Origin of the sequence: Chryseobacterium sp. MYb328 (assembly GCF_037572595.1) — a bacterium.
In the GTDB taxonomy this organism is placed as follows: domain Bacteria; phylum Bacteroidota; class Bacteroidia; order Flavobacteriales; family Weeksellaceae; genus Chryseobacterium; species Chryseobacterium pennae.
Genome location: NZ_JBBGZQ010000015.1, coordinates 52,060 through 71,357, shown reverse-complemented (window position 1 = coordinate 71,357; position 19,298 = coordinate 52,060). Strand labels below are relative to the sequence as shown.

Below are 19,298 nucleotides of genomic sequence, written 5' to 3'. Positions count from 1 at the left end.
CTCTGGAATGGCAACGACCTTGGATATTCTTCGTCATTTATGTTTCAATTCAAGCACCTTTTATTCGTGTATTGGTGGTAAAAAACCGGATTTTTTTGATGACTTGCGGAATCATCCACCCAATGGTAACTGCAGGCTTTCAACCTTCTCGATTCTATTTCTCTTATCCCACCGAACCTAGGTTATTTAATTTTCCGACAGATAGATAATAGATAGATTATGCAAAAAAGCAATATGATGACGGCTCCTTGCTGACTTTTCAGAGAATCGGATAGAATCCCCATAAAGAAGGGAAAAATAGCCCCTCCTGATATACCCATGATCATCAGGCCCGATATTTCATTATTTCGGGAAGGTATTAATTGCATTGCAGTCGAAAAGATGATAGAAAAGACATTCGAATTACCTATTCCGAGTAGGACAATACAGATATAGAGCAGCATTCCTGTTTCAGCAAAAAAAAGCCCCATTACTCCCACTACCATCAGAAGGGCACTAACCATAAAGAATACTCGAGAAGGGATCAACGACAGGATAAAAGTACCTGAAAACGTTCCTATCGTTCTGGAGATAAAGTACAAAACTATTCCGTAGCTAGCGTCCTGTAGATTCATGCCCACACGCTCCATCAAGAGTTTCGGCGCAGTGATATTGACACCAACGTCAATGCCCACATGTACTAGTATCCCAATAAATAGCATCAAAATAGTCTTATCGGCCAGAAGCCCCAAACAATCTTTGAACGATGACATTTTGTCTTCACCGGATTTTTCCTCTATTGAGGTAAAATAGAGCAAGACAAAAGAGATTAATGAAATTGTTGCAAACATAGGAAATAGTAATCTCCAATTTCCAAAATTGATTGCAGCCCAACTGGAAATTATAGGCGCCAGGAAAGAGGCGATAGCTTTTATGAACTGGCCGAAAGTTAAAGCACTGGCTAGTTTTTCTCCTTTTATAATATTGGTTACCAAAGGATTTAATGAAACCTGCATTAAGGTATTACCAATTCCAAGCAATGCAAAAGAGATGAGCATAATCGGAAAACTATATCCAATCAAAGGAGTAATCACCGCCAGAAACGTTACGGCAAGACTTAATAACACTGTTTTTTTGCGTCCAATCTTATTCATCATTATTCCAGTAGGAACCGAAAAGACGAGAAACCAGAGAAAGACCATCGATGGCAGTAAGTTGGCAATGGTATCCGTCAGTCCAAAATCTATCTTTATGTTATTTGTTGCAATGCCTACCAAATCTACATATCCCATAACAAAAAAGGAGAACATTACAGCAATCGAATTCGGTAATTTTAAAATTTTCATCATGTTGGTTTATATTTTGGTTAATTCCTTATTTAAGTTTATCAGATTTTTTGGATTTGTTCAATTTGTATTGCTTTAGCAGCATTCATTGCAGCACCCACCGCCGCTTCTTCATCATAAGACGTTAAGTATATTGGCTTTCCAAAGGTTTGTTCCAGAATCTGAACAAATACTTTGTTTTTTTTCAATCCGTTTCCGCCTCCGTAAATAAAATCTGTCTTCTCTAGTATGTTAGGATTTAGGGCTGATTTATAATTTTCTGAAAGCCCCTTCAGGAATCCCGCAATCAAATTGCCTGGATGAAAATTTTCAGAAGTTATATTTGTTATTTCCCCGTTTTTTCCAAAATCATTACGTTCGTATGACAGCAAAGGAAGAACTTTTAACGGATCACCTTCCTCTATACTGAACCCTGCACTCTTTTCCATATTGTTCCACAACTGATTCTCATCTATATTTTCAAGATTAAATAAAGAGACTGCTATCTCTTTCATAAAATTAAAGAGCGATCTATAGGTTGCCCCACCATTTATAAAACTGGTAGCCATCAAATAATAATCGTTATCGTAAGGACGTAGCTGGGTAGCCACTCCATCTATGTATCCATTGTACTTATTAACTTCCCCTTTCTCAAGTAGAACCGAAATTTGAGTCCCTGTACCAACATTCAGTACCATTGACTTTTTTGTTCCAGAAACTGTCCCCATAAAGCTGGCTTGGTTATCTCCAATTGCGGAAAACACTGGCACATCACCCGCATAACCCAACAAACTCGATTCACTGACTACCAACGGAAATAACTGAAAGTCTAAGCCCAATTTCTCAATAGATCTGCGATTCCATGTATTCTTGGAGATATCAAATAAACCAATACTATGAGCCATCGATGGACTCATTGCTATTTTGTGTGTAATTAGCCCTACAAAATAGTCTGCAATCGTACAAAAGCTAGAAATGTCTGTTCTTTTTTCTACAACCAGCCATTTATACAAGGTAACAATACCGTAACCGCAAGAAATAGTGTCGTCATCTGCTAACGTCTTAATAGTATCAATCATTTTAGTAGCATTATCCATTACCATTTCTCCACTTCGATCTTCCCAAGTTACCAGATTGGTCACCGCATTATTATTTTTGTCTAGCCCAACAATACCATGCATCTGTCCAGTAAAACCATAGGCGGCTATATGAATATTAGGTAATGAGTTAATTTCTTCCATTACACTATTGAAAGAATCTACCAGTATTTTGATCGACTGTTCTTTCACCAAGGTATTACTAGACTCAATGTAGGCATTCGTTTCTCTATTGATTACTCTTTCTATTTGCCAGTCATCAGTTTTGACAAGCACAACCGACAGTGATGTAGTTCCGAAATCAACACCTATTATGTAAGATTTTGTTTCCATTGTATTTTTACTGAATGATTTATAATTTGTTTTCAAATGTAAAATTATTATTATCAATACACAAAAATATTATAATATTTTATTTACATAAAAGTAAACAATATGCAAACATTTATTAAAAAAATAAAAACATACTATCTTTGATCTTAAGAAAGAATCACCAAGCACAAACATTGAAAACTTTATATTAACATACCATAGCTGAATCCGAATTTATCTTAACCCCCAATAAATAATTACATTAGAAATCAAATGACTAATGCGTTGATTTTAGGTGAAGAAAAAGACATCTCTGAACTAAAGAGTTGCCTTTAAAAATATAATGGCAAGAAGAAACAGGATAGGAATTGCATTTGAGTCCGGTTTCAATTCAAAAACAGCTTTTAATACCATTTTTAAGAAAATGACAGGGATGACACCTTCTGAATTCAGAAAAGAACAATCCAATTAGTCTGAGCTGTAAAAAATTCATTATGCCGGAAAAAATATTGTAGAAGTCAATAAAATTAAAGATCTTAACAAAAGATTTTTCAAATGATGAAAACTAGTATTCTTGAATATTACAGCAACCTCGCAGAATCCTATGATGAGAACCGCTTCGGGAACTCTTACGGACAATACATTGACCAACAGGAAAGGTCTTTTTTAACCTCTTTTTTCCGGGGCAAAAAATATACAAAGGTTCTGGATCTCGGATGCGGAACAGGTCGCTTGTTAAATTTTGCTACCCATGGAACAGATTTCAGTGAAAATATGCTGGATGTCGCCCGTCAGAAATATCGTGAAAAAATTCTGAAAGCGGGTGAAATTTCAGACATCCCTTTTCATGAGGAATTCGACTGTATTTTCTGCTTTCATGTCATCATGCATCAGAACCGGGAAGAGACGAAAGCATTTTTAAACGAATGTTATCAGAAATTAAACAAGAATGGAAATCTTATTTTCGATTATCCTGTAAAAAGCAGAAAAAAATCCGTTTCTCCACAAAAGGACTGGCATGCCGGAAACAGCTTTTCAGTTTCAGATATTGCAGCGCTTTCAAAAGATCAATGGAAAGTTATCAATACAACCGGAGTGTTATTTTTTCCGATTCACAGAGTGCCGAAAACAATCAGAAGATTCTTTCTTCCACTGGATAATTTTCTTTGCCGCTCCTTTCTGAAAAACTGGGCTTCCTATCATATTACCATTTTGGAAAAGAGATGAAACAGCAACTGAAAAACTGGCTCCCTCATTCATGGAAACTGCAGATGAAACTTTTGCAGCGGTATTTTAATGAACGAAAAAGCAATTATGCTTATCCTAAAGAATATCGTTCAGAAAATATTGGAGAATATACTGTCAGCTTCCAGCAAATTATTAAAAGCGGGGCTTTTCATCAGAATAAAATTCACAATTTAAAAGTTGTAGGTGATAAAATCAACAACCTCATTCTCCATCCCGGTGAAGTATTTTCTTTCTGGAAAATGATTGGAAAACCTAGCGAAAAAAATAATTTTAAGGAAGGAAGAAACCTCATCAACAATACTATTTCAAGTGATTTTGGTGGCGGGATCTGTCAGTTCTCTTCTATTTTATATTATCTGGCGCTTCAATCCGGATTGAAAGTTCTGGAACGATATCCACATTCGATAGATATTTACAAGGACGACGAACGTTTTACACCATTAGGTTCAGACTGTACAGTTGTTTATGGTTACAAAGATCTGCAGATTCAGAATCTATTTTCGTTTCCGGTACAGTTTAAATGTCTTATTAATGATGATGAACTTCAGCTCAGCCTGGTTTCTCCGGAAGAGGTTATCTTAAACGACATTGAGTTTAAATATCTTGAAATTGAAAAAGGAGTTTGGGTAGAAACGGTAAGCAATAGTAAAACTTTGTTTAAAAATTTTTATATTCGTTTATGAATTATCTGGCTCATTCTTTTCTCACTTTCACTGACGGACAAATTGTCGGCCAGTTTTTGGAAGACTTTATCCGAAACAGGGATCGTTTTTCTTTTCCAAAAGACATTCAGGATGGAATTACTTTACACCGCGCCATTGATACTTTCACAGACTCCCACCCTGCCATTCATGAAGCTAAAAAAGTTTTTGCTCCTTTGGTAAGACTCTACGCCGGAGCATTTGTAGATGTTTCTATGGATTATTTTGTAGCCAATGATCTTTCTTTAAATTCCCTGACGGAATGGAAGGCTCATTCTCAGCGGGTGTACAGAGTTTTAAATGCTAATGAAGAATGGTTACCTGACAGTTTCAAAATAATGTTGGCCAAAATGGAACATGACGACTGGCTTTACAATTACCGTGAAGACTGGGGCATTAAATTCAGTATCCAAAATGTATTGAACAAAGCAAAATATCTGGATAAAGATATCCCTGTTTTTGAAGCTTTTTTAAATCATAAAGATATCCTTCAGGAATGTTATAATGACTTTTTCCCTGATCTTTTGGCCCATGCAAAAGAAATCAACACTCTTATTCAGTTGGAAAATTAAAACTGTTTATACAGATAACGGTTAGGATACGTTAATTTTTCACTCTTTCGATCTCCGTTTACAATGATATGGACAATATTGATCTGATCATCAAAAAGATTGTACAGGAAACTTACAGCTGTTTCCACTTTCTTAGGATTAGCAACGGGTTCAGATTCAAGATAGACATTTACAGATTCATGATCTTCCTCGTATCCGATATAGTTGACCTTAAGAAATCTACTGTCAGCCTTTAGTTTAAAATATTCCTGACAATATTTTTGTAATCCTTCATTGAGCTTAGCCTTATATTGATCATCATTAAAATGAAAGGTTCCGCCATACTTTTTCCCAAGACCATTTTCCAGATCATCAAGAAAAAACCGGCCTGTTACTTCAAATGTTTTAGACTTAGAATTGTAGTTGATCTCCACAGATCCTACATGATAAGGATGCCATACTGTTGTAAAAGACAATAAAAAGACAATGGGAAGCAAAAACAGCCATAATTTCTTCATAAACCCTGACATTTAAATAATGTGTACGAAATTAATCATTATTTTCGTACGCATTATATTTTACTTTATGATGCAGGATTTTCTATTTTATTTAAACCTTGGATGGGAACACATTATCTCCCTTGATGCTTTAGATCATCAGCTGTTTGTACTGGCCCTGATCGCTGTTTATTCCTACAGTGACTGGAAAAAGATTCTGATCCTTGTCACCGCATTTACCATTGGACATTCTGTTACACTGGCTTTAAGTATCCTTGATGTTTTCAGGGTTCCTTCTGATTGGGTTGAATTTTTAATTCCCCTGACCATTGTTCTGACCTCTCTGGATAATATTATTATGAAAAATCAGAAACAGACGTTGATGCGGGCCAATTACTACCTTGCCCTGATCTTTGGACTTGTTCATGGAATGGGCTTTGCCAATACTGCCAGAGTGATGATTGCTAAAAGTCAAGGCATTGCAATTCCATTATTGGGCTTCAATATCGGATTGGAATTAGGACAGATCGTCATTGTAGGTGCTATTTTAATACTGTTGTTTATTCTGCTTACTATTTTTAAGGTTAACAAAAAAGACTGGATTCTTTTTGTCTCATCCGGAGTATTTGCATTATCTCTGAAAATGACTTTGGAAAGAATTCCTTTCTAAACATGAAAATTTTTCACTATTTCAACTGCTTATTACTATCTTTGATCATTATTAAATCATTTCGGTTATGAAACTAAAAGTTGTTATACTTTCACTTTCTGTATTTACATATACAGGTTTCACCGCACAAAATATTCAGAATAATCCGGGCAGCAATCATGGAAACAAGTTTGAACAGCTGGGAAGTATTCTGCCAACACCCAATATTTACAGAACAGCTTCCGGTGCTCCGGGACACGGATACTGGCAAAACAGGGCTGATTACAATATTACGGCTTACCTTGACGAGGATAAAAGAAATCTGAAAGGGTCTGAAACAGTTACCTATTACAACAATTCTCCGGATGAACTGGAGTACATCTGGCTTCAGCTGGATGAAAATGAACATTCAAGCATGAGGAATGCAGGATATGATACATCATCAGTCCTTCGCCCCTCAACAACGGATCAACAGCTTAAGGTAACGGAACTTCCTGTAAAGGATAACGGATATGGAGTTATTCTTGAAAAAGTAACGGATGCTTCCGGAACTCCTCTAAAGTATACCGTTAACAAAACCATGATGCGTATTGATCTTCCAAAAGCGTTGAAAAAAGGAGAAAAATTCGTTTTCAAAGTAGACTGGAACTATAATATTTCCAACAGAATGAAGATGGGAGGCCGTGGTGGTTATGAAAATTTTCCTGAGGACGGCAATGATCTGTATACGATGACACAATGGTATCCAAGAATGTGTGTATACAGCGATTTCCAGGGTTGGCAAAACCATCAGTTTACCGGAAGAGGTGAATTTGCCCTGGTTTTCGGAAATTTTAAAGTGTCTATGAATGTCCCTTCCGATCACATTGTAGGCGGAACGGGAGAATGTAAAAACTACGATCAGGTATTAACTTCAGATCAACTTTCAAGATACAGAAAAGCTGAAAATGCTTCTGAACCTATAGAAATTGTCACTTTAGATGAAGCCAAAAAAGCGGAAAAGAATCATTCGAAACAAAGAAAAACATGGGTTTTCGAAGCGAATGATGTAAGGGATTTTGCCTGGACTTCTTCAAGAAAATTTGTATGGGACGGAATGCATGTTACTATTCCTGAAAACAATAATAAGGTAATGGCAATGAGTTTTTATCCTAAAGAAGCCTATGGTCTTTATAGAAAATTCTCCACAAAAGCAGTAGCTCACACGATAAAAACCTATTCGGAATTTACCATTCCTTATCCATATCCTGTAGCTCAGTCTGTAGAAGCCGCCAACGGGATGGAATATCCTATGATCTGCTTCAATTTCGGAAGAACGGAAAAAGACGGAACGTATTCTGAAGGAACAAAAAATGGAATGCTCGGAGTAATTATCCACGAAGTAGGCCACAACTTCTTCCCAATGATCATCAATTCTGATGAAAGACAATGGGCCTGGATGGATGAAGGTCTGAATACTTTCACGGAATATCTTACGGAAGAAAAATGGGATAATAAATTCCCATCTAAAAGAGGTCCGGCATGGACAATCGTAGATTATATGAAACTTCCAAAAGACCAGCTGGAACCTATCATGAGCAACTCAGAAAACATTGTTCAGTATGGTCCGAATGCGTATTCAAAACCTGCTACAGGGCTGAATATTCTTCGTGAAACCATTATGGGAAGAGAACTTTTTGATAAGGCTTTTAAAACCTATGCGAAAAGATGGGCTTTTAAGCATCCTGAACCTGCAGACCTTTTCCGAACTATGGAAGATGCCAGTGGTGAAGACCTTGACTGGTTCTGGAGAGGATGGTTCTACGGAACAGATCCTGTAGATATCTCCATTGATAAGGTAACCGTAGCAACACCTAATCTGGATACCGATCCAAAAGCTGCTACAGAAATAAAATATCAGGTTGAAAAGCCATTGGTAAATAGTTTCGAAGATCTTTCAAAAATCAGAAACAGAGAAGATAAAAATATTAAATTCTATGTTGATCAGGATAAGGATGCACAGGATTTTTACTACCGATATGACAGAGGTCAGGAAAAAGTAAGCACTAAGGAATATATTTCTAAAATAGATGCTACTCCACCTCTAGATGCTAAGGATAAAGAGAAATTTAAAAATATTACCGCTTATCAGATCGACTTTTTGAATAAAGGCGGATTAGTAATGCCGATTATCCTTGAATTTACATTTGAAGATGGTTCAAAATTATATGATAAATCCTCTGCACAGATCTGGAGACTTAACGAACAAAAAGTTTCAAAGACCTATTATTTTGATAAAAAATTGAAATCAATTCAGTTAGATCCTATGAGAGAAACTGCTGATATTGATACCACCAATAATTTATGGACCAGCAATGGTGCCGGGGGTGAAACTTCAAAATTCCAGCTCTTCAAACAGAAACAGGAAGGAGGTTCTGTAAGAGGAAGCTCTAATGGAAAAGTAAATCCTATGCAGGCAGCAGGAAAAAGCTAAAAAGCATAATTGCAGGCAATCAATAATTGAAAAGCTCACTGAATCAGTGAGCTTTTTATTTTTTACATTAGAAATCTCTAAGAATTTAATTTCGCTACTTTTTATCCTAAATATTCTTTCAGATGCTTTTTATAAGTTCTTCCTAATGGGAGCTGTTCTCCGCCTTTCAAATAAATCGTATTTGAATCATATGAACTGATATGAGAAGAAAGAACAATATAAGATTTATGAATTCTGATAAATCCCAGGTTTTGAAAATTTTCTTCAAAATTGGACATCCGTTCCAGGATCATATATTTTTTCAAATGGGTGATTAGAATAATATATTCTCCAAACCCCTGAATCCACTTTATATCTTGAAGAAGGACTTTATTCATGATATAATTAGATTTAAACATAATGAAATCTTCCTGTTTTTTATCTTCTGCAGATTGTTTAAACTGTAAAAAGTCCTTTGCTTTATATACTGCTCTTTTAAATGTTTCGAAATCTACAGGTTTCACCAGATAATGCACTACATCCAATTCAAATGCTTTTACAGCATATTTCGATTCCAGGGTAAGAAATATACATAATGGTTTATAGGGAAGCTTAAGTAAAAGGTCAATCCCATTGATATAAGGCATATTAATATCCAGAATAACAAGGTCTACCCTATTCTTCTCTAAATATTGCAGTGCCTCTTCCGGATTCTGAAATATCTCCAGCAAGTCTACATCTTCTATCTGATCACAATAGTGCCGGATAAGTTCTAACGCGGGATATTCATCATCCACTCCTACGATAGTCAGGTTAGCCATTATAGTTCAATTTTTAAAGTAGTTTCGTATGTATTATTCTCAGCCGCTTCCGATATAAAAGTAAATCTTTCAGGATAATATTTTTCCAGAATGCTGATGACCGCTTCATTTCCAAATCCATTATCATTAAAGTTATTCACTAGATTCCGGTTCTTGGCTACAGAATTTTTAATTTCAAATAATAATTCCTGATCCTGTATTTTGTAAGATACCTTGATAAAGCTATTCTCTTCAATTCCCACTGCTGAATGTTTTAAAGCATTTTCAAATAAAGTAAGACAAACTGATGGCGGTACTTCAATAAGTTCCAGCATTTCATCATCTTTTATTTCAAACTTGATATCCAATAGGTTATTATACTTTAGCTGGTAAAGTCCAATCAATGATTTAATCGTTGAAAACTCCTGCATTAGCGTAATTTTTTCCTTATTGGTATCATAAATAACATACTGCAGCAAACGGCTTAACTGTAAGATTGACTCAGATGTTTTCTCAGATGGATTAAAACTTTTGGAATAAATATTATTAAGAGTATTCAACAAAAAATGAGGGTTTAGTTTCGATTTTAAAAGGTCAAGATACAATTGGTCTTTTTCTTCCCCTAAATTTTTAAAATCCTGCTCGATCAGAAATTTATCCTTCGTGATTCCCAGAAATGACGCCACCAGTATTACAATGCCCTGAGCGGTATAGACATTATAAAGAAATTTTGTATTGGAAAGGGTTTCATCAAATTTCATATGAAACACCGCAGGTTCCAGCAAAATTCTAAAAAGACTTGATACTAAAAAACAGATGAATGCATACAGAATAAATTCCGGATACTTATTGGAAAGATAAAACCTGGGCACAAGATAAAAATAGACCAGATAGTAAATCCCAACATTGAAAATAATTACAAATAATACAGACCAGATGAGCTCAGGAAGATCCAAAAAGTAGTTTTCGGTGAAAAAAGTGATGATAAAGAAGAAGAAAAAGAAGAAAACGTGCTGAAACTTCAGCAAAAGCCCCCAATGATATTCCATCAGTCTCTTTAAAATCTTACCACTAAGTAAAACTCTAAAAATCAATAATATAAATACAATATTTATAATAAAAAACATCTAAAATATCCAATTTTCAATCTTCCAAATATAAGACCTTTTTCTCCCCGGATTGCAGTTTACTGATAAAAACTGCTATTGATTGAAAAATAAATTCACGGCTCCTTCTTATAAATATATTTGAGAAAGCAGGATATTAATTCAATTTTACATGAAAGTTAAATTATCGTTAATCACCTTTTTTCTACTAGGTGTCAGTCAATTTGTTATGGCTCAAAGCCGGGACAGTTATAATATGTGGTTCCAATACCTCATGTCTGCAAAACTTACAGACAAAAGTACGTTGACAGCCCTTACCCAATACCGGTCTTTTGACCTCGCCTATGATACCAGACTTTTTCTGGTTTCTGCCTATGTAGATTATGAAGTAGCTCCTGAAGTAAGACCTGCTGTAGGAGCGATGTTTCTTATTCTGGACTCGTACAAATCTGATAACACCAAAAAAGAAAGGTATGAAAAAAGACCTTTCCAACAGGTAAGTCTGGGAGGGAATATCGGAAGAACTTCTATTTCTCACCGATTTCGTGTGGAGGAACGGTTTATCAGTAATCCGAATGAATTCATTGTAAGACTCCGTTATCTTATTTCTTTAAGAATCCCATTCAATAAAGCCGGGGAGAAAGAAAGGCTTTATGGTATTCTGAAAAATGAAATCAGAATGAATGCCAGCAAAGAAGAAACTTTTGACAGCAACCGTTTAACAGCCGGGATAGGAATAAAAACAGGAAAAAACTCAGCCATAGAAGTTGCTTTTATCAACCAGCTGGAAACCGGATCTACCAGTAACTATGCCTATATCGGCTATCGAAACAATTTTGACTGGAGAAAAAATAAAAATAAATAACCTCAAATACAACCACCTATGCTTACATTCCTTGGATTTTTGATGATCATCATCTTTATGGTGCTTATCATGAATAAGAAGATGACTCCTCTTACCGCCTTAGTCATTATCCCTGTAGCCATCGCATTTTTAGCAGGTTTTGGATCTCAATTGGGAGAAATGATGAAGAATGGAGTCAAGGAAATAGCCCTTACAGGGGTTATGCTCATCTTTGCCATTCTTTATTTCAGTTTAATGATAGACACCGGGCTTTTTGAGCCTTTAGTCAATCTTATTTTAAAAGCCGTTGGAGACAATCCAGTAAAAACAACTATAGGAACTGCTATTCTTACCACATTGGTTTCTCTGGATGGTGATGGCTCTTCTACGTATATCATTGTTGTAGCAGCCATGCTTCCTTTATATAAAAAACAAGGAATGAATCCATTAACGCTGACCTGCATTATTATGCTGGCTGGTGGAATTATGAATATTTTACCTTGGGGAGGTCCTACGGCAAGGGTGATGAGCTCCCTGAAACTGGGACACACCGAAATTTTTGTGCCTATGATTCCTATTATGGCTTTAGGCATCATCTGGGTAATCTTTGTAGCCTACATCTTAGGGAAAAAAGAAAAAAAACGCATCGCAAAATATGGGAAGTATACAAAATACAGTACCGGAGACATTGCCGGAGAATCTGATCCTCAGCTTCTCCGTCCAAAACTGATCTGGGTGAATTTAATTTTGACTCTTGTTCTGTTGACTGTGATGATATTAGACATTGTTCCATTAGGTATTGCTTTTATGATTGCTTTTTGTATTGCTTCTGTCATCAATTACCCAAAACTAAAAGATCAGCAGAAAATTATTTCAAAACATGCAGGAAACGCATTGTCTGTAGCAGGAATGATCTTTGGAGCAGGAATCTTTACGGGAATCCTTAACGGAACCGGCATCATGCAGGCTATGGGAAATAGTATGATAGACATTGTTCCCAAAAGCTGGGGTGGTTATCTGAATATTATTACAGCCATCTTTAGTGTTCCTCTTACTTTCTTTCTCACGAATGATGCCTATTATTTTGGAATACTTCCTATTATTGAGGCAACAGGACGCCAGCTGGATATTGCTCCTGAAATATTAGGAAGAGCAAGTCTTGTTGGTCAGGCATCTCATTTATTAAGTCCTTTGGTTCCTTCCACGTATCTGTTAGTATCACTAGCAGGAGTAGAATATTCTGATCACCTGAAGTATACTTTAAAATGGGCAATCGGATCATCAATCATCATGCTTATAGGGGCGCTACTTCTTGGAACCATATGATAAGAATGTAATGAATAATGAGTATCTTCAACTTCAGAAATAATAATACCGCTTAAAACTTGTTTTGTAAAAAACAGCTTATTTTTCCCGATGAACCCTTTACAACCTCAGAAAACATTTACCGGAAAATACCTTAAAAACCTTACATTGTATGTATTTACAGCAATGATAGGAGGAGTATTGGCCGGCCATTACCTTCCTGAGGAAAGTATAAGACTGGGAGTGGTGAGCCGGTATTTTTTCATGATCCTGGAAACACTGATCCTCCCTGTTATATTTATGGCAGTCGCCTATGGAATCAGCCAGCTGTCTGAGCTCAAAAATGCCCGTAATATTGTATGGCAGACTATTTTATATTTCTTAGTGATCACTTCGATCGCCATAATAGTGGGTTTCGTTTTTGGATTAATGATGCAGCCCGGTTCTGATACAGGAATTGACATTACCAGAATCAATACATCCTTACCCAAGACATTTGAAATCAAAAATGATGGTCTGCCCAATCTTATCTATCTCAATAGGCATGGTATCTTTCTTTTCCTCTCTATTGTGATTGGTATTGCTATGAATCTTTCTTCAAAAAAAGAAAAGTTCCTGAATATATTGGATCAGGGTGTGAATATATTTTATACCGTCATTAAGTATCTTTACATCATTCTTCCCCTCATTATTTTCTGTAATATAGCCTATGGTGTTGCTGTATATGGCATCAATACCCTTCTTCCTTTGAGTAAGGTAGTTGCCACGGTATATATTGCTGATATTGTTTTCATTTTTGGAATTCTTGGGGCTGTTTCTTACCTCTTCAAGTTTAACCTTTGGAAATTTTTACTGAACATCAAAGAAGAAATTATCCTGGTGGTCAGTACCTCATCTTCTAAAACAGCCTTTCCACTTATTTTTGAGAAAATGGAATCTGAAGGCTACAGCAGGAAAATTTTAAGATTTATTATTCCTTTAGGGTATAATTTTAATCTTACCGGAGCCTGTATCTATCTCTCCGTGACCTGTTGTTTTCTGGTTCAGTTTTATACGATCCCTTTAAGTTTCAATGATTATCTGTGGCTTTTCATCATCATTTCCATTACTTCAAAAACAGCCTCCGGTGTCCCAGGCTCAGGATTTTTGGCGCTTATTTTCACTTTGAACAGATTCGGAAAAATTCCGTTGACAGATATTGCTCTTCTCTATAGCGTGGATCGTTTTATGAATGAAGCCAGATCAGTCACCAACTTTATAGGAATTGCCGTTTCCGGGGCAGTGATTTCAAAAATAAATCAGGCCTCAAAGAATCATTTAACAGATAAACCCAGAACTGAAACATTGTGAAAAGTTTTAGACATTGTTTTTTAAAATACTAACAATCAATATTTTTGCATTCTATTTCTGTATTTTTTGTAATTTGGATTCATCCAAACTCAACAGAAAATCATGAAAAATATCATTATAACGCTCATTATCTTTCTATTCGGATTTAACCTCACCTATTCGCAAACACAATCAGGCTCCGAAAAAGATAAAGCTGAACTCCATAAAGTGCTGGATACTTTTATGACCAGCTTAAAAACCAAAGACAGCACCAGCCTCTATCGCTTATTTTATGACGGGCCAGTAACCTGGGTGGGGGTTTATAAGGATAAAACCCAGCAGAAAAGAATTGAAAAAGACCCTAAATCTCCGGATCATAAAACAGCAGATTATAAATCCTGGTTCAGAAGCACTACTAAAGGATCTGTAAAAGAAGAAAAATTTTCTAATGTAAATATAGATACTGACGGCAGCATTGCTTCTGTAACATTTAATTTCAGTTTCTGGGCTGGAGGAAAGAAAGGTTTATGGGGCAAAGAATCCTGGGGACTTGTGAAAATTAAAAATGAATGGAAAATCACCAGTGTGATATTTTCAATGGAAAACGAAAATATTTCTCCTGAACCTCAAAAAGAATAAATAGCATTGTAACTTTTTGAATTTCAGATCAACTAACTAATAAAAAGATCATGAGAACATTCTTATTCCTTTTATTAGTGAGCAGCGTGAATCTCTTTTCACAAAAGCTTCTTACCCCAGAAAATGTACAGATCAATTCTAAATTGATCAAAGATGAAACATCAGAATCTGTATGGTATGCTGAAAATGCCGGTACAAAAATAGAAATCGGAAGTATCATTACAGAAACCAAAAAGCTGAATAAAACAGATCTTCTTATCAAAACAATAGTGAAAATGAAACAAGCTCCAGATGCTCGATGGACAGATTCTACTATTGTAAAAACCTCAAATTTCACCCCGGAGTATCATTCTTCTTATAACTCCATGCGGGACATGGTTCTAAAGTCCGGTAAAGATAAAGTTACAGGATATTATCTGGATAAAAAGTTGCAGAAAAAAGATATTATCGATATTCCTGCAACCCAATATTTTGACAGCAGCAGCTATGCAATGCTGATAAGATTTCTTCCATTGAAAGAACACTATTCTGCCGAAATTTCTATTTTCGACTACAATCCAAAATCTGAGAAAAAAGGAATGATGAAAGCTTATATTCTGGATACCCAAAAGTCAGAATATAAGGGAAAACCGGTCTGGGTTGTGAAAACAAATGATGATATCAGTAACAAAACCACTACCACCACTTATTATATTGATACTATAACAAGAAAGATAGTGAAACAGGAAATGGATATGAGTGGAAGAAGAATGTTTTTAGAAATGACCTCATAAAAACAGTCATTCAAAATACCAATAGCAATTCCCTGTCTACAAACAGCTTAACAACCTGTATTAAAAACATTTACCTTTGAATTAACAATAAAAACACAGGCTGTCAAAAAAACCTGATTGACATTAAATGTTCAGGAGCTAAAAAAACAAAGGTATTATATATGAAAAATGCAAAATTATTAAACAGAGATGCTCAGAAATCCATTAATGGAGGTTCTGCGAGAAAACTTGTTTGTTGTGATTATGATGACAATATGAAATGTATCCGCTGGATCGGACCAGGGCAATTTTGTCCATAGATCTGCCCTGATACAACAAATAATTATAAAAGCCGGAGATATCTTCCGGCTTCTCTTTTTGTCTTCTACCTCTTCTGAAATCAATACTGCTCCAAACAAACGAACAAGTATAAACTGATAACCAATAATTTATACTAAAAAAAACAATTAAAAATATATCACATATTAAGGAAAAAACTTATCTTTGATTTAATTAAACACCAAATGTCAAAATCCTGATTGACTTTAAACGTTCAGGAAGTATACAAATTAAATATTATTAACTATGAAAAATGCAAAATTACTAAGCAGAGATGCTCAGAAATCAATCAACGGTGGTGCAGCAGGACGTTATTGCTGTGAACGCAATTACAAAGGACAATGTATTCTATGGATCGGACCGGGACAACAGTGTCCATAAAACAGGATTCATAAAAATTAAACACTTACAATAAAAGCCGGAATTTTCCGGCTTTCTTATTTTATTTTTCTGCCATATTTTCACATTCCGTCACAAAAGTCTGCCATTTCAGCCATCACCGTCTCATGGCATACATTTAGAGAATTACAACACAGAAATAATTAAAAAATAAATATATTATGTCAGTAAACTTTAAACCATTGGCAGACAGAGTTCTGGTAGAGCCAATCGCAGCAGAAACTAAAACAGCTTCAGGTATTATTATCCCGGATACTGCAAAGGAAAAGCCGCAGGAAGGTACTGTAGTGGCAGTAGGACCTGGTAAAAAAGATGAGCCTACAACTGTTCAGGTAGGTGACAAAGTTCTTTATGGAAAATATTCAGGTGCTGAATTGAAGTTAGAAGGTAAAGATTACTTAATCGTAAGAGAAGCTGACTTATTAGGAATTATTGGCTAAGATTTCAGATCACAGACATCAGATTTCAGATTAAAAAAATCAAATTAAAAAACTATTGTTAGCTGTCTAATATCTGACATCTAACATCTAATATCTAATCAAAAATGGCAAAAGAAATAAAATTCGATATTGAATCAAGAGACGCTCTAAAGAGAGGTGTAGATGCATTGGCTAATGCAGTAAAAGTAACTTTAGGTCCTAAAGGTAGAAATGTAGTTATCGAAAAATCTTTCGGAGCTCCACACGTAACTAAGGATGGTGTTTCTGTTGCAAAAGAAATCGAACTTGAAGACAGAGTAGAAAATATGGGAGCGCAAATGGTAAAAGAAGTTGCTTCCAAAACTAATGATATTGCAGGAGATGGTACTACTACCGCTACTGTTTTGGCACAGGCTATCGTAAGAGAAGGTCTTAAGAATGTAGCTGCCGGTGCTAACCCGATGGATCTTAAAAGAGGAATCGACAAAGCAGTAACTGCTGTTGTTGAAAACCTTAAATCTCAATCTAAAACAGTTGGAGATTCTACAGAAATGGTAAAACAAGTTGCTTCTGTATCTGCTAACAATGACGAAACAATCGGTGCTTTGATCGCTGAAGCTTTCGGGAAAGTAGGTAAAGAAGGTGTAATCACTGTAGAAGAAGCTAAAGGTATCGATACAACAGTAGATGTTGTAGAAGGTATGCAGTTCGACAGAGGATACCAGTCACCTTACTTCGTGACTAACCCTGAGAAAATGTTAGCTGAACTTGAAAACCCATATATCCTTTTAGTAGAGAAGAAAATCTCTTCAATGAAAGAATTATTACCAGTTCTTGAGCCAATTGCACAAGGTGGTAAGTCTTTATTAATTATCTCTGAAGAAGTGGAAGGAGAAGCTTTAGCTACTTTGGTGGTAAACAAACTAAGAGGTTCTCTTAAAATTGCTGCTGTAAAAGCTCCGGGATTCGGAGACAGAAGAAAAGCAATGTTAGAAGATATCGCAATCCTTACAGGTGGACAGGTAATCTCTGAAGAGCAAGGTTTCACGATGGAAAACATCTCTTTAGATATGTTGGGAACTGCTGAAAAAGTAACAATCGACAAAGATAACACGACTATCGTAAACGGTGGTGGCGATGAAGCTAAAATCAAAGGAAGAGTAGCTCAGATCAAAGCTCAGATGGAAACATCTACTTCTGATTATGATAAAGAAAAACTTCAGGAAAGACTAGCTAAGTTAGCTGGTGGTGTTGCTGTCCTTTATGTAGGTGCTGCTTCTGAAGTAGAAATGAAAGAGAAAAAAGACAGAGTAGATGATGCATTACACGCTACGAGAGCTGCTGTTGAAGAAGGTATCGTTGCAGGAGGTGGTGTTGCTTTAGTAAGAGCAATCTCAGCTTTAGATAACCTTACAGGAATCAATTCTGATGAAACTACAGGGATCAAAATCGTTAAGAGAGCTATCGAAGAGCCATTAAGACAAATCGTTGCTAACGCAGGTGGTGAAGGTTCTGTAATCGTTGCTAAAGTAGCAGAAGGTTCTGGAGACTTCGGATACAATGCTAAAACTGACGAGTATGTTCACATGCTTGAAGCAGGTATTATTGACCCAACTAAAGTAACAAGAGTTGCCCTTGAAAACGCAGCTTCTGTATCTGGAATGCTTTTAACAACTGAATGTGTTATCACTGAAGTAAAGAGCGCTGAACCAGCTATGCCAATGGGTGGTGGAATGCCAGGAATGATGTAATAGCACGTCGCTAAGACAAATTTAATATATAAACCGCTCTGCTTTTGTAGAGCGGTTTTTTATTTTGTAGATAACTCCTTTGTTTATCATTTATTATATACTATTGCGTTTATCCAAAAGCAACTAAAAGTAAACCGCTGTTTAACAAGCAATTGTACAATACACATATGAAATAAGCGCAATAATATATATGTGATATTTGCGCAATACGTATATTTGGACGTTAGCTGCAACCCTATTTGAAAATTCTGCATTAAATGAATAATTGTAAAACAATAAAAATTTTGTACTTAATTGCTTTCAATTTTGTTTTGTTCTATTGCTTTTACAAACTTATTGATTCACCAAAAATTTGTGTAATTATATTGAATCTTTTTTTATCATTATCGTGTTTAAATTTTGCAATTATTACTTCCAACAAACTCAAAATATTTGAAAGAAAACAAATTTGGTATATAATATCGGAATGGATTTTAGGATTTTTGATAATATCATTCTTTACAAAATTCTTTTTTTTAAGGATTTCGGAAGATCAATTCACATATTGGGTGTCAATATTTTGTGCCTTTTTGTTAGGTGGCTTTTTAACAATATTAAATTATAACAAAACATTTAAATGCAAAACTGACTTAAAAAAAAATTCAATCTATTTAAGTCTACTCTTTTTCTTGTATCCTTTGATTGATTTTTCTTATTACAATTTTGCGTATGACAAAATGCTTTATGAATTTTCCGATTTTGCTACAATAATACCACATATAATCATAGTCTTGACTTGGCAAATTTTTATATCACTAAATCTAA

General features: G+C 35.5%; 20 protein-coding genes. 15 read left to right on the top strand and 5 right to left on the bottom strand.

Annotated features, from left to right (window positions below):
* Positions 1–182 precede the first annotated feature (182 nt).
* Both WH267_RS15370 and WH267_RS15365 read right to left on the bottom strand, forming a co-directional pair.
* Positions 183–1,328, bottom strand: a complete 1,146-nt coding sequence (locus WH267_RS15370; protein WP_228438586.1) for an MFS transporter — start codon at positions 1,326–1,328, stop codon at positions 183–185.
* 38 nt (positions 1,329–1,366) lie between these two features.
* Complete coding sequence (locus WH267_RS15365; RefSeq protein WP_340009469.1) at positions 1,367–2,734, bottom strand: sedoheptulokinase; 1,368 nt, start codon at positions 2,732–2,734, stop codon at positions 1,367–1,369.
* Between the two features lie 322 nt (positions 2,735–3,056).
* Here WH267_RS15365 and WH267_RS15360 point away from each other — a divergent pair, with 322 nt between their 5' ends.
* The 4 genes from WH267_RS15360 (at position 3,057) to WH267_RS15345 (ending at position 5,234) form a co-directional block, all read left to right on the top strand.
* Positions 3,057–3,185: a helix-turn-helix domain-containing protein gene (locus tag WH267_RS15360; RefSeq protein ID WP_115970384.1), complete on the top strand. Its 129-nt coding sequence runs from the start codon at positions 3,057–3,059 to the stop codon at positions 3,183–3,185.
* 83 nt (positions 3,186–3,268) lie between these two features.
* Complete coding sequence (locus tag WH267_RS15355) at positions 3,269–3,940, top strand: class I SAM-dependent methyltransferase (RefSeq protein WP_115970383.1); 672 nt, start codon at positions 3,269–3,271, stop codon at positions 3,938–3,940.
* Positions 3,937–4,644, top strand: coding sequence for a VanW family protein (locus WH267_RS15350; protein WP_115970382.1), 708 nt, complete (start codon positions 3,937–3,939; stop codon positions 4,642–4,644). The genes WH267_RS15355 and WH267_RS15350 overlap by 4 nt, the downstream gene beginning before the upstream one ends.
* The gene (locus WH267_RS15345; RefSeq protein ID WP_115970381.1) at positions 4,641–5,234 is read left to right on the top strand and encodes an acyl carrier protein phosphodiesterase; all 594 of its coding nucleotides are present in this window, start codon (positions 4,641–4,643) and stop codon (positions 5,232–5,234) included. The genes WH267_RS15350 and WH267_RS15345 overlap by 4 nt, the downstream gene beginning before the upstream one ends.
* Here WH267_RS15345 and WH267_RS15340 read toward each other — a convergent pair.
* Positions 5,231–5,731 (bottom strand): DUF6702 family protein, encoded by a 501-nt coding sequence (locus WH267_RS15340; RefSeq protein ID WP_340009464.1) that lies wholly within the window; start codon positions 5,729–5,731, stop codon positions 5,231–5,233. The genes WH267_RS15345 and WH267_RS15340 overlap by 4 nt on opposite strands.
* A gap of 70 nt (positions 5,732–5,801) precedes the next feature.
* Here WH267_RS15340 and WH267_RS15335 point away from each other — a divergent pair, with 70 nt between their 5' ends.
* Together WH267_RS15335 and WH267_RS15330 are read left to right on the top strand one after the other, a co-directional pair.
* The gene (locus tag WH267_RS15335) at positions 5,802–6,380 is read left to right on the top strand and encodes a HupE/UreJ family protein (RefSeq protein WP_115970432.1); all 579 of its coding nucleotides are present in this window, start codon (positions 5,802–5,804) and stop codon (positions 6,378–6,380) included.
* Positions 6,381–6,447: 67 nt separating this feature from the next.
* Positions 6,448–8,832, top strand: a complete 2,385-nt coding sequence (locus WH267_RS15330; RefSeq protein ID WP_340009462.1) for a M1 family metallopeptidase — start codon at positions 6,448–6,450, stop codon at positions 8,830–8,832.
* A gap of 101 nt (positions 8,833–8,933) precedes the next feature.
* Here WH267_RS15330 and WH267_RS15325 read toward each other — a convergent pair whose 3' ends face one another.
* Complete coding sequence (locus tag WH267_RS15325) at positions 8,934–9,632, bottom strand: LytR/AlgR family response regulator transcription factor (RefSeq protein WP_340009460.1); 699 nt, start codon at positions 9,630–9,632, stop codon at positions 8,934–8,936.
* Positions 9,632–10,660, bottom strand: coding sequence for a sensor histidine kinase (locus WH267_RS15320; RefSeq protein ID WP_340009458.1), 1,029 nt, complete (start codon positions 10,658–10,660; stop codon positions 9,632–9,634). Before WH267_RS15320 ends, WH267_RS15325 begins: the two co-directional genes overlap by 1 nt.
* Positions 10,661–10,889: 229 nt before the next feature.
* On the opposite strand from WH267_RS15320, the gene WH267_RS15315 reads away from it, so the two are divergent.
* The 9 genes from WH267_RS15315 to groL all read left to right on the top strand — a co-directional run bounded on the left by WH267_RS15315 (position 10,890) and on the right by groL (position 18,494).
* Positions 10,890–11,582, top strand: a complete 693-nt coding sequence (locus WH267_RS15315; RefSeq protein WP_123320762.1) for a DUF2490 domain-containing protein — start codon at positions 10,890–10,892, stop codon at positions 11,580–11,582.
* An 18-nt stretch (positions 11,583–11,600) separates the two neighbouring features.
* Positions 11,601–12,887 carry a CitMHS family transporter gene (locus tag WH267_RS15310; RefSeq protein ID WP_340009456.1) on the top strand — a complete coding sequence of 429 codons (1,287 nt, stop codon included), beginning with the start codon at positions 11,601–11,603 and terminating at the stop codon, positions 12,885–12,887.
* Positions 12,888–12,977: 90 nt separating this feature from the next.
* Positions 12,978–14,216 carry a cation:dicarboxylate symporter family transporter gene (locus WH267_RS15305; protein WP_340009454.1) on the top strand — a complete coding sequence of 413 codons (1,239 nt, stop codon included), beginning with the start codon at positions 12,978–12,980 and terminating at the stop codon, positions 14,214–14,216.
* Between the two features lie 102 nt (positions 14,217–14,318).
* On the top strand, positions 14,319–14,834 hold the full coding sequence (locus WH267_RS15300) for a nuclear transport factor 2 family protein (protein WP_123320765.1): 516 nt from the start codon (positions 14,319–14,321) through the stop codon (positions 14,832–14,834).
* 50 nt (positions 14,835–14,884) lie between these two features.
* Complete coding sequence (locus WH267_RS15295) at positions 14,885–15,607, top strand: DUF3108 domain-containing protein (RefSeq protein ID WP_340009451.1); 723 nt, start codon at positions 14,885–14,887, stop codon at positions 15,605–15,607.
* Positions 15,608–15,768: 161 nt separating this feature from the next.
* Positions 15,769–15,906: a hypothetical protein gene (locus tag WH267_RS15290; RefSeq protein ID WP_165852192.1), complete on the top strand. Its 138-nt coding sequence runs from the start codon at positions 15,769–15,771 to the stop codon at positions 15,904–15,906.
* A gap of 265 nt (positions 15,907–16,171) precedes the next feature.
* A complete protein-coding gene (locus tag WH267_RS15285) occupies positions 16,172–16,306 on the top strand; it encodes a hypothetical protein (protein ID WP_259080891.1) in 135 nt (44 codons plus the stop codon).
* 179 nt (positions 16,307–16,485) lie between these two features.
* A complete protein-coding gene (locus tag WH267_RS15280) occupies positions 16,486–16,764 on the top strand; it encodes a co-chaperone GroES (RefSeq protein ID WP_034696138.1) in 279 nt (92 codons plus the stop codon).
* Positions 16,765–16,868: 104 nt separating this feature from the next.
* Positions 16,869–18,494: a chaperonin GroEL gene (gene groL / locus WH267_RS15275; protein ID WP_340009449.1), complete on the top strand. Its 1,626-nt coding sequence runs from the start codon at positions 16,869–16,871 to the stop codon at positions 18,492–18,494.
* The last annotated feature ends 804 nt before the right edge of the window (positions 18,495–19,298 follow it).

Coding starts and splice junctions, on each gene's coding strand:
- WH267_RS15370 (WP_228438586.1), bottom strand. CDS start 1,328: ATGATGAAAATTTTAAAATTACCGAATTCGATTGCTGTAATGTTCTCC.
- WH267_RS15365 (WP_340009469.1), bottom strand. CDS start 2,734: ATGGAAACAAAATCTTACATAATAGGTGTTGATTTCGGAACTACATCA.
- WH267_RS15360 (WP_115970384.1), top strand. CDS start 3,057: ATGGCAAGAAGAAACAGGATAGGAATTGCATTTGAGTCCGGTTTCAAT.
- WH267_RS15355 (WP_115970383.1), top strand. CDS start 3,269: ATGATGAAAACTAGTATTCTTGAATATTACAGCAACCTCGCAGAATCC.
- WH267_RS15350 (WP_115970382.1), top strand. CDS start 3,937: ATGAAACAGCAACTGAAAAACTGGCTCCCTCATTCATGGAAACTGCAG.
- WH267_RS15345 (WP_115970381.1), top strand. CDS start 4,641: ATGAATTATCTGGCTCATTCTTTTCTCACTTTCACTGACGGACAAATT.
- WH267_RS15340 (WP_340009464.1), bottom strand. CDS start 5,731: ATGAAGAAATTATGGCTGTTTTTGCTTCCCATTGTCTTTTTATTGTCT.
- WH267_RS15335 (WP_115970432.1), top strand. CDS start 5,802: ATGCAGGATTTTCTATTTTATTTAAACCTTGGATGGGAACACATTATC.
- WH267_RS15330 (WP_340009462.1), top strand. CDS start 6,448: ATGAAACTAAAAGTTGTTATACTTTCACTTTCTGTATTTACATATACA.
- WH267_RS15325 (WP_340009460.1), bottom strand. CDS start 9,632: ATGGCTAACCTGACTATCGTAGGAGTGGATGATGAATATCCCGCGTTA.
- WH267_RS15320 (WP_340009458.1), bottom strand. CDS start 10,660: ATGGAATATCATTGGGGGCTTTTGCTGAAGTTTCAGCACGTTTTCTTC.
- WH267_RS15315 (WP_123320762.1), top strand. CDS start 10,890: ATGAAAGTTAAATTATCGTTAATCACCTTTTTTCTACTAGGTGTCAGT.
- WH267_RS15310 (WP_340009456.1), top strand. CDS start 11,601: ATGCTTACATTCCTTGGATTTTTGATGATCATCATCTTTATGGTGCTT.
- WH267_RS15305 (WP_340009454.1), top strand. CDS start 12,978: ATGAACCCTTTACAACCTCAGAAAACATTTACCGGAAAATACCTTAAA.
- WH267_RS15300 (WP_123320765.1), top strand. CDS start 14,319: ATGAAAAATATCATTATAACGCTCATTATCTTTCTATTCGGATTTAAC.
- WH267_RS15295 (WP_340009451.1), top strand. CDS start 14,885: ATGAGAACATTCTTATTCCTTTTATTAGTGAGCAGCGTGAATCTCTTT.
- WH267_RS15290 (WP_165852192.1), top strand. CDS start 15,769: ATGAAAAATGCAAAATTATTAAACAGAGATGCTCAGAAATCCATTAAT.
- WH267_RS15285 (WP_259080891.1), top strand. CDS start 16,172: ATGAAAAATGCAAAATTACTAAGCAGAGATGCTCAGAAATCAATCAAC.
- WH267_RS15280 (WP_034696138.1), top strand. CDS start 16,486: ATGTCAGTAAACTTTAAACCATTGGCAGACAGAGTTCTGGTAGAGCCA.
- groL (WP_340009449.1), top strand. CDS start 16,869: ATGGCAAAAGAAATAAAATTCGATATTGAATCAAGAGACGCTCTAAAG.